Below are 13,008 nucleotides of genomic sequence, written 5' to 3'. Positions count from 1 at the left end.
AAGTGTACGTTGGCACGCTAGAGGTAGTGTTAACGTACACTTTATCTATATTAAATTTAATTTTCCTGAAAATGAAAAACGAAAGGAGGTTCTAACGCATATGCATACAGTCGGCATCATACCTTCACCAGGTGTTGCACATCATCATGCGAAGAGAATCATACCAAAAGTAAAAAAATTGCTTACTGAACGTATCGAAGGTGATAGCCATTGGAACTTCGATATTAAAGTAGATTTAATGATAGGTTCAGCTGAAGATGTACATGAAAGTGTGGACAAGGCCGCTCAATTAAAGGACGACCATCACTGGGATTATGTCATCTGTTTAACTGATTTACCGAGTATTTCTGATAATAAAGTCGTGATTAGTGACTATAATAATGATAAGCAAGTAGCTATGTTATCTCTACCTTCACTTGGCTTTATGGGTTTGAACAGTAAATTAGTTAAGACTGTGACATCTTTGATTGAACAGTTATACTATGAAGATCCGAAAAGTAAAAATGCGCCACATCCATTTGTACGCATGAAATCAGTTGAACCTAATGAAGATGAATCTGAAAAAAGACGTTACATTAATACATTATTTATCATTAGTTGGATTCAACTTATTGGTGGTTTAACACGAGCCAATCAGCCATGGAAGAATATCTTTAATTTTAAAAAGATTATCTCCGTTGCATTTGCTACAGGTACGTATATTTCAATTTTCTCTATGCCTTGGGAACTCAGTGTCATTTATTCACCTTTCAGACTTATACTGCTTATGATTATTGCGATATTAGGTATGGCAGGTTGGTTACTATACGCACATCAATTATTAGAAAGAAAGACTGCGAAATCCCAACGCGTTTATCGTTATATCTATAACTCAACGACACTAGTTACATTGAGTGTGATTACTTTAATGAATTATTTTATTCTATACATTTTACTCATTATCAGTATTACGCTATTTGTACCAGTTGATTTATTTAATAGTTGGACAAGTGCAAAGGCTCAATTTACCTTTACTAATTATTTAAGATTGATTTGGTTTGTCGCGTCATTAGGTCTATTAGCAGGCGCTATGGGTTCTACAGTTGAAGATGAAGAAAAAATACGACGCATTACGTATTCATATAGACAATATCATCGCTATAAAGAGGCAGAAGAAGAACAAAAAGAACAACAACAATCTCAAGACGTATCACATCAGAAAGTTGAACAACAAGCTTCAAGTAATGATCAGCAAGATGAACAATATGAAGGTAAAAAACAAGGTCACAGAGAGGAGGATGAGTAATGGCAGATTTGGAGAAAAGAACGGTTGGACTAGTTGTAGCGCCAGGGGTTACAGAACGTCTAGCAGAAAGTTTGATGGAAGAGTTGCCAGATATGTTGTCTGAACAATACAACAACGAAAAAGAATGGACATTTGATTTGGTTACAGATCCATTAACTGGCTTCGCAGAATCTGTAGATGAAATATTTAAGAAAGTTGCAGATTATCATGATAAGCGTCAATGGGATTACGTCATTTCAATTACTGACTTGCCGATGTTTGCTGATCATCAAGTGATGGCATTAGATATCAACATGTATAACGGCGCAGCAATCTTCTCATATCCAGCATTTGGCTGGCGCCCAGTAAAAAATAGATTTAAACAAGCAATTCTTAGTATCATTCAAGAACTCCATGAAGCAGAACACGAAAGTCGTAATTACGATGATAATAACAATATAGAGACATCCGTTAAAAAACAATTTCCTCTCTCTAAAATAGATAAAACTCAAGTGTATTTAGAAGAAACTGAGTCATATCATTTAAGATATTTATCAAGTTCTCGTTCTAGAGGTATGTTTAGACTTGTCAGTGGTATGACATTTGCTAATAACCCATTAAATATGATGGCAAGTTTAAGTAATATAGTTGCCATTGCCTTTACGACAGGCGCTTTCGGGCTTGTCTTTACAACGATGTGGAAAATGGCCAATAACTTTTCAATGTGGCGTCTATTTGGTATATCCATTATCGCGATTATTGGCATGTTAATATGGATTATGATGTCTCACGATCTTTGGGAATCTGTTAAATCAAGTAAAAATAAAAGGATAACTTGGTTATATAATGCTACGACAATTATGACGTTAATTATTGCCATTATCATTTACTATATTATTTTATATACTCTGTTCTTGATTGCAGAGTTAGTGTTGCTACCAGCAGACTTTTTAGGACAACAAGTAAGTCTTAAAGGTCCAGCAGGTCCAGATCTTTATTTAAGTATTCCTTGGTTTGCAGCATCTGTTTCTACAGTTGCAGGTGCTATAGGTGCAGGTTTATTAAATGATCAGTTAATTAAAGAAAGTACGTATGGCTATCGACAACGTATTCGTTACGAAGATACCCATGATAAAACTCAATAAGAATATGACATAAATTTATATGTATAATATGAATGATTGTATATAAAGCCACTCCATAATTTTGGGAGTGGCTTTGTTTATAACTAACTCTTTTCATAATTTATATTAAAAATTAGAAGCAAGATGAATAACAGTATTTTCAACTATTAAGAGCATAGATTTTCTATAAAAAATATTTTAAAATATTGTTTAACAACTTAATTTGAGTAAAAATTGAAAGTAGGGTTAGTTATGTACTGTTCAAATTGTGGACATCAATTAAAAGAGGGCCAATCATTTTGTAATCAATGTGGAGCACATATTAGGCAATCATATCAAAATCACCCACCTCATTATAACCAAAACCATTCTAACTACAACTTACAACGTGCATCTCGTAGTAAGAAGCCAACAGGTTTAATTATTTTATTATCACTCATCTTTATAGGATTCATTGCTGCTATGCTTTACGGAGCATATTATGCTTATGAACATTATGTCAAAGATGATGATAAGACATCAGAATCTGTTCAATCAAGTCCATCTAATACAAATGATTCAAAAAGTGAGAAAGATTCAACTTCTAAAGGTCCGCATATTGATGTCTTTAGTACAGCATTTGATAAAGGGTATATGAAATCTGCGTCAACGAGTGGTTATCAAGGTATATATACAGGTATGACACGTAAAGAAGTTGAAGAAAAATTTGGTAAATCCGATGGAAATGTTGATAGTTCAAATTATACTTACGAAAAGTATGGGAACTTAGCAGTTGCGTATGAGAATGATGAAGTTGTTCATGTAGGGGTGGCCCCTAATGATATTTCAGAAGATCAATTTATCCAAAAATATAACGAACCTGATGACAGAAAGCCAAATCAATTAATCTATGATAGCAATAAAGATAATGATTTCTCTGTATTAGTTAATGTTAAAAATGGGAAAATATCTGTTATCGAAAATGTTGATCAATTATAGAGAGTTGCGAAAGCAACTCTATTTGTTTATATAAAATTATGCAAATATTTTGAATTGTGAAATACAATGTAATAGAATTCAACCAATCGTACTCGATTGAAAAGAGGTGAATGTGTGAATAAGTAACACATGTTACTAGAAAACTAGTTATATTTTAAACTTATCATGTGAGTCGATGATTGACGCAATTATGAAAGAGAGAATTTAAATGGTTTGGTTTAACCAATTCGTAATATTTCGTGTGACTTGTTTTATGAGTTAAGGACACTTAAACTCACAATGGCATGAATAAATAATTAGACCTATTTAATGAAAAGAAACTAAGAATTAAATGTTAAACAGTCCGAAATACTGTTCGCTAAGACGAGGTAACGAAGTCATAAAAGTATAACTTTTATTGTAGCGGGTATCATATGTATAGAATTCGTATCTGTCATGTTTAAAAAGGAGTCGAAGTCGATATCATTTGCCGTATCACGCGGTAAACAAATGATTTCTGAGTATAATAATAAAACTGAAGCGGAAATATCTATTATCTTAGATAATCACAAGCAATGATTGTAGAAATTCACAGTAATAATGCAAGTGGTTTAGTAAATTTATTATTAATAACAAAATGACAGCTCAAAAATTAATTCAAAATATTTTTGCTTTCCCTGGAGCATCTAGTGGCGTTATTGATTTATTAAAATTCGCAATGATGTAGAGGTGTATCTCAATGAGTAAGCGTGTTTATGATATAAAAGTAGAAAGGTGTGGCGGTTCTACTTACTTTTTAGAAGAATATAAAGGAAAGGTTCTTATTATCGTAAATACAGCAACTAATTGCGCATTAAACGATCAATTTGAAGGATTGGAAACGTTATATCAAAAATATAAAAATGATGGATTAGTTGTTTTAAGTTTTCCTTGTAATAACTTTGACAATCAAGAACCTGGGTCGATGGATGAAATCTACAATACTTACCGTCGACGGTTTGGTATTACATTTCCTATCCACTCGAAAACAATTGTAAATGGTGACAATGAACATCCTTTATATACGCTTTTAAAACGCGAGAAACCTGGATTATTTGGTTCGCAAATTAAGTGGAACTTTACAAAGTTTGTTATTGATAGAGAGGGTAAAGTAGTAGGCAAGTATCTTCCTTATGACTCTCCAGAAGAGATGGAGGAATTCATTAAAGAATTATTAAATGAATAAATGATGATGTGTTAGCTCTCTTTTAAGTCGAAGTGACTTTTAAGAGAGTTTTTAGTATTTAATTTTAAAATTAATGATGAATATTTACACTGGTATCTTGACTTTCAAATTAAAAGTAGTTAAAGTAGTAAACATAATTATTCTGACAATTCAGATAGGAATTTAAGTGTTTGAATGAATTTATGAAATGAGGGGGGATCATAAATTGATGTCAGTAGATAAGATTACGTATGATAGTTTTACGGGTGATCCTTTTATCGACACTATCGATGCTGACGACCAAACCAAAGGTGCCTACCAAATATTAGAATGGGCTTACCAAATCTATGGTGACGATATCGTCTATTCATGTAGTTTTGGGACTGAAAGCATGGTGCTTATCAATTTAATTTATCAAATTAAACCAGATGCACAGATCGTCTTTTTAGATACAGACTTACATTTCCAAGAAACTTACGATTTAATTGATAGAGTGAAAGAGAAATATCCACGACTTCGAATTAAAATGAAAAAACCAGAACTTACATTAGAAGAACAGGCTGATAAATATAATCCCGCTCTATGGAAGAATAATCCTAATCAATGTTGTTATATTCGCAAGATTAAACCACTTGAGGAAGTTTTATCTGGCGCGGTAGCATGGGTTTCAGGATTAAGACGTGCCCAATCACCAACACGTGCAAACACGGACTTTATTAATAAAGATGAACGATTTAAATCAGTTAAAGTATGTCCGCTTATTTATTGGACTGAAGACGAGGTTTGGGACTATATCAAGAGTAATGATTTACCTTACAATGAATTGCATGATCAACATTATCCTAGTATCGGTTGTATCCCTTGCACTGCACCAGTATTTGACTCAAATGATTCCCGTGCTGGCAGATGGTCTAATTTCGAAAAAACTGAATGTGGCTTACATGTTGCAGACAAACCATAATAAGGTAATCAAAATTTTTTGACTTTAAAACATAGTATTCCGATAAGATATAACCAAAAACTTACTTTGTTATAGTAAAACTCATTTAAAAATTGTTGAAACATAAAATGATTCTCGGCGGTTAATGAATAGGGATAGATGTATTGTGCATCACTCTCTTTCATTTACTGTCGTGAATATTTAGTACATACTAGAATAAACGATATTGGAAACATTTTCAGAAATAAATATAATCAAATATCGGGATAATTAAGATAAGAGGTGTATATGATTGAACTTAAGTGTCACTAATAGCCCCTTTACTGAAGGGCAAGCAGCACAGATTAATGAATTACTCCAAACTTTAACACCAGAACAACAAACTTGGTTAAGTGGCTACCTCATGGCAAACCAATCATCGAATGCTACGAGTGAGGGAGCTTCTGACAATATAGCATCATCTTCAACGTCTTCAGTAAGTCAAGAAACTGAAGCCATGTTACATCGAAAAGAGCCTGAAGTAACGCCAGAACAACGCTCGATTACTATTCTTTATGGTTCTGAAACAGGTAATGCACAAGGGTTAGCAGAAATCTTTGAAGAACGTTTATCTAACATTGGAAATGATGTCACACTTAAATCTATGGACGACTTCAAGCCTAAAAATCTTAAGAAAGTTGAAGATTTATTTATTGTGACTGCAACGCATGGGGAAGGTGACCCTCCAGATAATGCTGTAGAATTGCATGAATATATCCATGGTCGTAAAGCGCCTAAATTAGATGGTGTAAGATTCTCAGTTTTAGCATTAGGAGACCAAACTTATGAATTCTTCTGTCAAACTGGTAAAGACTTTGATAACCGCCTTGCAGAATTAGGTGCTGAGAGAATTTATGACCGTGTCGATTGCGATGTTGATTATGATGAAGATGCTGAAAAGTGGATGGCGAATGTCATCAATGCGATAGATTCAACACCAGCAGGCACTGACAGTGAACAAGTGGTAAGTGAGTCTATTAAATCCGCAAAGGAGAAGAAATATTCAAAGTCTAATCCTTATGAAGCCGAAGTCTTAACGAATATTAATTTAAATGGTAGAGGTTCAAATAAAGAAACAAGACACATTGAATTATTACTTGATAATTTCGGTGAAGAATATGAACCTGGCGATTGTATTGTTGTCTTACCTCAAAATGATCCAGCCCTCGTCGACTTGCTCGTCAGTACATTAGGATGGAGTCCGGACACGCAAGTGTTAATTAATGAAGATGGCGATACACTTAATCTTGAAGATGCATTAACTTCTCATTTTGAAATAACGAAGTTAACAAAACCTTTAGTTGAGAATGCGGCAACGTTCTTTAACAATGATGAACTTAGCGAGAAAGTTCAAGACAAGGAATGGATTCAAAATTATATTGAAGGTCGCGACCTCATTGATTTATTAAATGATTTTGCAACAACTGAACTTCAGCCAGAAAATATGTATCAATTACTCAGAAAGTTACCACCGAGAGAGTACTCAATTTCAAGTAGTTATAAAGCAACGCCTGATGAGGTGCATATTACGGTGGGCGCTGTAAGATATAACGCGCATGGTCGTGATCGTACAGGTGTATGCTCAGTACAGTTTGCGGAGAGAATTCAAGAAGGTGATACGGTTCCAATTTACTTGAAACGTAATCCAAATTTTAAATTCCCTCAAAACGAAGAGACCCCAGTGATTATGATAGGTCCAGGAACTGGTGTTGCGCCATTCAGATCGTATATGCAAGAACGTGAAGAGCTAGGATTTGAAGGTCACACATGGCTATTCTTTGGTGAACAACACTTCACTACTGATTTCTTATACCAAACTGAATGGCAAGAATGGCTCGATGATGGCACCCTCTCTAAGTTAGACGTGGCCTTTTCAAGAGATACGGATCAAAAAGTGTATGTACAGCATAAAATTGCTGAAAATAGTGAGCAATTTAACCAATGGATTGAAAATGGTGCAGCGATTTATGTGTGCGGTGATGAGAGTAAGATGGCTAAGGATGTTCATCAAGCTATTCGTAATGTATTAGTGAAAGAACAAAATCTTTCTGAAGAAGATGCAGAAGAATACTTGAAGCAATTGAAACGAGATAAGAGATATCAACGAGACGTGTATTAATAGAAAGGATGGGGGATACATGGCTAGAACAAATAAACAAATTTCAGAAGAACTTGATAAGAATCTTGATGAAATGGAATTTTTAAAAGCCGACAGTGACTTTCTACGTGGAACAATCGAACAAGGGCTTGCCGATCCAATTACGGGCTCGATTTCACAAGATGACGCTAAGCTATTAAAGTTCCACGGAAGTTACATGCAAGACGATAGAGATTTAAGAGATGAACGTCGTAAACAAAAATTAGAACCAGCATATAGTTTTATGATACGTGTTCGTGTACCAGGGGGGAAAGCGACACCAGATCAATGGGTTGCTATGGATGACATCTCTAATAATCATGCTAATCAAACGATTAAATTGACCACAAGACAGGCATTTCAATTTCACGGAATTTTAAAGCGTAACTTAAAACAGTCTATGAAGGAGATCAACGACTCTGTCTTAGATTCAATAGCTGCTTGTGGCGATGTAAATCGTAATACGATGTGTAACCCAAATCCCTATCAATCAAAAGTTCACAAAGAAGTGAACACATATGCTACTGACATTAGTAATCATTTACTTCCAAGAACTGGCGCATATCATGAAATTTGGCTAGATGGCGAGAAAGTATTAGATTCCAGTGAGGAAAAGGAGCCGATATACGGTAATACGTATCTACCACGTAAATTTAAAATCGGTATTGCTGTACCACCCTCTAACGATATCGATGTCTATTCACAAGATATCGGACTTATTGCTATTGTAGATAACGATGAATTACTAGGATTTAATGTCACGATTGGTGGAGGTATGGGTATGACTCACGGTAATACTCAAACGTATCCACAACTAGGGCGTTTAATAGGATTCATACCAAAAGAAAAAGCTGTAGATGTTTGTGAAAAGCTTTTAACAATTCAAAGAGATTACGGTAATCGTGAAAATCGTAAAAATGCACGCTTTAAATATACAGTCGATCGTCTTGGTGAAGCTTGGGTCAAAGAAGAATTGAACCGTCGATTAGGATGGGATATTGAAGATGCACGTGACTTTGAATTTGAACATAATGGTGATCGTTTAGGTTGGATTGAGGGTAATGGCAATTGGAATTTTACGTTGTTTATTCAAAATGGACGAGTCAAAGATACTGAAGATTATAAATTGAAAACAGCACTTAGAGAAATTGCTGAAATGCATACAGGTGACTTCAGATTATCACCGAATCAAAATTTAGTAATCGCTAACGTTACACCTGAGAAAAAAGATGAAATCCAAGCTATCATTGATAAGTATGGTCTTACAGATGGTAAGAACTATACTGGATTACGTAGAAACTCTATGGCATGTGTAGCCTTTCCAACTTGTGGATTAGCGATGGCAGAATCGGAAAGATACTTACCATCTTTAATCTCTAAAATTGAAGATTTATTAGATGAAGCTGGAGTTCAGGAAGAAGAAATTACAATTCGTATGACAGGATGTCCAAATGGTTGTGCAAGACCTGCACTTGCTGAAGTCGCATTTATCGGAAAAGCACCTGGCAAATATAACATGTATTTAGGTGGTGGCTTCAAAGGTGAGCGTCTCAATAAATTGTATAAAGAAAATATCGGTGAAAATGAAATATTAGAAAGTTTACGTCCATTGTTGATGAGTTACGGTAAAGAACGACTTGAAGGCGAGCACTTTGGTGATTTCGTCATACGTTCAGGTGTGGTAGCAAAAGTCCATGATGGTCGCGACTTCCATAGCTAATCTAAAGGGGGAGTGATTAATATGGGCAAGGTATTTCTAGTTGGTGCAGGTCCTGGTGATCCTGATTTATTAACAATTAAAGGTTTAAAAGCAATTAAAAAAGCAGATGTGATTCTTTACGATCGTTTGATTAATAAAGAAATTTTAGAATTCGCCTCTCCTTCCACTAAATTCTTTTATTGTGGTAAAGATCCTAATAAGCATTCATTACCACAAGAAGAAACGAATAAAATGATGGTCACTTTAGCTAAGAAAGGGCATACTGTTACACGATTAAAAGGTGGCGATCCTTTCGTCTTTGGTAGAGGTGGCGAAGAAGCGGAAGTACTAGCAAATCACAATATTCCGTTTGAAATTGTACCTGGTATTACATCGGGTATTGCTGCACCAGCATACGCAGGTATTCCTGTCACTCACAGAGATTTTAGTTCATCTGTCGCATTCGTAACCGCAGTCAATAAACCAGGTATGGATAAAGAACAATATTGGGAACATTTAGCGAATGGACCAGAAACGTTATGCGTTTATATGGGAGTTAAACGACTTCCAGAAATTTGTGATTTATTAACGAAACATGGTCGTTCATCAGAAACGCCAGTCGCACTCGTTCACATGGGTACATCAATACGACAAAAAACGATTACTGGTACACTTGGTAATATTGTAGATAAGGCACATCAAATAACGAACCCAGCTATGATCATCATTGGTGATGTAGTCCATATGCGAGAGAAGATCAATTGGTTTGTGGAGCAAGCTGATGTAAACAAATTGTCAATTCCTAAAGTGACATCTAAATAGGACTGTTTTAGTTTTATCATTTATTTTCTGAAAATGAAGAAAAATAGTAAGATGAATATGACAAATACGAGGAGGGATTTACCGTGAATATGCCATTAATGTTAGATTTAACAAACAAAAAAGTTGTTGTTGTCGGTGGTGGGAAAATTGCTACACGACGTATTAAAACATTGTTAAATTACACAGAACATATTCACGTTGTAAGCCCGGTTATCACTAATCAAATAGCACAATGGGTTGAAACTCAGCGCATCACTTATTTGGAAAAACGTTTCGAACCTACTGATATTGAAGAGGCAGATATGGTAATTGCTGCTACCAATCATTCAGAGGTCAATGAAGAGGTAAGGTTATCAGTACCTGAACATGTGTTATTTAATCATGCAGAACAAGCTGAATTAGGTAATGTTACGTTTCCTAATGTTTTTCGAAGGGATCGCTTAACGATTAGTGTATCCACTGAAGGTGCGAGTCCAAAGTTAGGACAACGTATTATTAATCATTTAGAGGATACATATAATGAGGAGTATGTAACTTATGTTCAATTTCTATATGAAAGTAGACAATACATTAAAGCACTCAGCATAGAGCCATCTGATAAACATGCGTTACTTGAACAAATTTTATCAGACACATATTTAGATGAGAATAAGCAACATGAATTCATCCGATGGCTTCAATCACAGGTTTAATGAAGAATGGGGGCATTTGATATATGCGCAAAGTATTAATATTCGCAATAGCGGGATTTTTAGCACAACTTGTAGATGGGTCACTCGGCATGGGATTTGGTGCATCATCATCATCCATTTTACTCACTTATGGTATTGCGCCAGCAGTAGTTTCTGCAACAGTTCATTTCTCAGAAATTGCTACCACTGCAGCTTCTGGTACATCTCATTGGAAATTTGAAAATGTTCATAAGCCAACGATGTTAAAGCTTGCGATACCTGGTTCTATTTCAGCCTTCATAGGTGCAGGCGTTTTAACGTTTATTCACGGTAATTACATTAAACCATTCATTGCACTCTTTTTATTAAGCATGGGATTCTATATTTTATATCAATTCTTATTTAAAAGAACACATGAACACCATACGCATGTTGGTGATTTGAGTAGTTTCAAAGTGATTCCACAAGGTGCGATTGCAGGTTTCTTAGATGCTATCGGTGGTGGAGGCTGGGGTCCAGTGAATACACCGCTCTTACTTTCAAGCAAGAAAATTCAACCACGTTATGCGATTGGTACGGTTTCAGCTAGTGAATTCTTTGTTACATCTTCTGCAGCAATTAGTTTTATTATATTTTTAGGATTAACTCAGATTAACTGGTTTGCTGTCATTGCACTAAGTGTTGGTGGCATGCTTGCTGCTCCAATTTCAGCATATTTAGTTAAAATTTTACCTATAAATATTTTAGCAATATGTGTGGGTGGGTTAATTATTTTCACAAATAGTAATGCATTATTAAGTTATTTCATTAAAGATACAACAATCTCAAATACAGTTAGATGTATTATTTTAGCAGCAATTTTTGTTTTACTCATCGTTCAGGTGATTCGAAACAAGAAATTGTCTTTTTCTTACAAGAAAAGCCGAGTAAACAAATATAATTAATTGGATAAAGGGGTTATAAAACGATGTCTAAAAATGAAGAAGTAATTAACTATACAATTCAACCACATGGTGGTGAATTAATTAACCGAGTTGTTGAAGGTGAGGAAAGAGAACGTTTAATTAAGGAAGCATCATCATATAAATCAATTACTTTAAATCCTTGGGGTATTTCAGATTTAGAATTAATTGGTATTGGTGGTTTTAGTCCGTTAACAGGATTTATGAATAAAGCAGACTATACCAAAGTTGTTGAAGACACTCATTTAGAAAATGGATTAGTATGGAGTATTCCCATTACTTTACCAGTATCTGAAGAAGAAGCGAATCAATTAGAAATTGGTGATGACATTGCTTTATACGGTGAAGATGGTGAATTATATGGAACATTAAAATTAGAAGAGAAGTACACGTACGATAAAGAAAAAGAAGCAAAATTAGTCTATGGAACTACTGAAGAACAACATCCAGGTGTCAAGAAAGTGTATGAAAAAGGTAATGTGTACTTAGCTGGACCTATTCAATTAATCAATCGCCCTAAACATGATGAATTTTCTGATTATCATCTAGATCCATCTGAAACAAGACAATTATTCCATGATTTAGGTTGGAAAACGGTTGTCGGATTCCAAACTAGAAATCCAGTTCATCGTGCACATGAATATATCCAGAAATCAGCTTTAGAAATTGTAGATGGATTACTTCTCAATCCTTTAGTTGGAGAAACTAAATCAGATGATATACCTGCTGATGTTCGTATGGAAAGTTATCAAGCTATCCTCAAGAATTATTTCCCTGAAAATAGAGCACGACTAGTGATTTATCCTGCAGCAATGCGCTATGCCGGCCCTCGTGAAGCAATATTGCACGCAACAGTGCGTAAGAATTATGGTTGTACACACTTTATAGTGGGACGTGATCATGCGGGTGTGGGTGATTACTATGGCACATATGAAGCGCAAGAGCTTATCACTCAATTTGAAGATGAACTAGATATTCAAATCTTAAAATTTGAACATGCTTTTTATTGTGAAGCATGCGGTAATATGGCGACGGCTAAGACATGCCCTCATGATGCCTCTCAACATTTACATTTAAGTGGTACAAAAGTTAGAGAAAAATTACGTAACGGAGAATCCTTGCCGACTCAATTTTCAAGACCAGAAGTCGCTGAAGTACTAATTAGAGGTTTACGAGAAAAATAATAAAG

Annotated in this window: 11 protein-coding genes and 1 pseudogene; all 12 read left to right on the top strand. The window is 35.0% G+C overall.

The window, feature by feature from the left end; genetic code table 11:
• Positions 1-100 precede the first annotated feature (100 nt).
• The 12 genes and pseudogenes from CM54_RS08590 (at position 101) to sat (ending at position 13,003) form a co-directional block, all read left to right on the top strand.
• Positions 101-1,285 (top strand): hypothetical protein, encoded by a 1,185-nt coding sequence (locus CM54_RS08590; RefSeq protein WP_030059198.1) that lies wholly within the window; start codon positions 101-103, stop codon positions 1,283-1,285.
• Positions 1,285-2,409: a hypothetical protein gene (locus CM54_RS08585; RefSeq protein ID WP_037550643.1), complete on the top strand. Its 1,125-nt coding sequence runs from the start codon at positions 1,285-1,287 to the stop codon at positions 2,407-2,409. Before CM54_RS08590 ends, CM54_RS08585 begins: the two co-directional genes overlap by 1 nt.
• Before the next feature lie 231 nt (positions 2,410-2,640).
• Positions 2,641-3,366 (top strand): zinc ribbon domain-containing protein, encoded by a 726-nt coding sequence (locus CM54_RS08580; protein ID WP_030059196.1) that lies wholly within the window; start codon positions 2,641-2,643, stop codon positions 3,364-3,366.
• Between the two features lie 441 nt (positions 3,367-3,807).
• Positions 3,808-4,072 (top strand): annotated as a pseudogene (locus CM54_RS12930) (NAD(P)/FAD-dependent oxidoreductase); the annotation flags it as partial.
• 12 nt (positions 4,073-4,084) lie between these two features.
• Positions 4,085-4,570, top strand: coding sequence for a glutathione peroxidase (locus tag CM54_RS08575; RefSeq protein ID WP_037550641.1), 486 nt, complete (start codon positions 4,085-4,087; stop codon positions 4,568-4,570).
• Between the two features lie 208 nt (positions 4,571-4,778).
• Positions 4,779-5,510 (top strand): phosphoadenylyl-sulfate reductase, encoded by a 732-nt coding sequence (locus CM54_RS08570; RefSeq protein WP_037550639.1) that lies wholly within the window; start codon positions 4,779-4,781, stop codon positions 5,508-5,510.
• Between the two features lie 271 nt (positions 5,511-5,781).
• Positions 5,782-7,647, top strand: coding sequence for an assimilatory sulfite reductase (NADPH) flavoprotein subunit (locus CM54_RS08565; protein WP_037550636.1), 1,866 nt, complete (start codon positions 5,782-5,784; stop codon positions 7,645-7,647).
• A gap of 19 nt (positions 7,648-7,666) precedes the next feature.
• Positions 7,667-9,385: an assimilatory sulfite reductase (NADPH) hemoprotein subunit gene (gene cysI, locus CM54_RS08560; RefSeq protein ID WP_037550634.1), complete on the top strand. Its 1,719-nt coding sequence runs from the start codon at positions 7,667-7,669 to the stop codon at positions 9,383-9,385.
• A gap of 21 nt (positions 9,386-9,406) precedes the next feature.
• A complete protein-coding gene (gene cobA, locus CM54_RS08555; RefSeq protein WP_023351043.1) occupies positions 9,407-10,186 on the top strand; it encodes a uroporphyrinogen-III C-methyltransferase in 780 nt (259 codons plus the stop codon).
• Between the two features lie 83 nt (positions 10,187-10,269).
• Positions 10,270-10,878, top strand: coding sequence for an NAD(P)-binding protein (locus CM54_RS08550; RefSeq protein ID WP_030059188.1), 609 nt, complete (start codon positions 10,270-10,272; stop codon positions 10,876-10,878).
• 23 nt (positions 10,879-10,901) lie between these two features.
• The gene (locus CM54_RS08545; protein ID WP_037550633.1) at positions 10,902-11,801 is read left to right on the top strand and encodes a sulfite exporter TauE/SafE family protein; all 900 of its coding nucleotides are present in this window, start codon (positions 10,902-10,904) and stop codon (positions 11,799-11,801) included.
• Between the two features lie 23 nt (positions 11,802-11,824).
• Positions 11,825-13,003, top strand: coding sequence for a sulfate adenylyltransferase (gene sat, locus CM54_RS08540; protein WP_037550631.1), 1,179 nt, complete (start codon positions 11,825-11,827; stop codon positions 13,001-13,003).
• The last annotated feature ends 5 nt before the right edge of the window (positions 13,004-13,008 follow it).

Origin of the sequence: Staphylococcus sp. TE8, from assembly GCF_000692055.1 — a bacterium.
In the GTDB taxonomy this organism is placed as follows: Bacteria; Bacillota; Bacilli; order Staphylococcales; family Staphylococcaceae; genus Staphylococcus; species Staphylococcus capitis.
The sequence above is the reverse complement of the archived record's forward strand: the minus strand, read 5'-3'. Positions and strand labels throughout refer to the sequence as shown.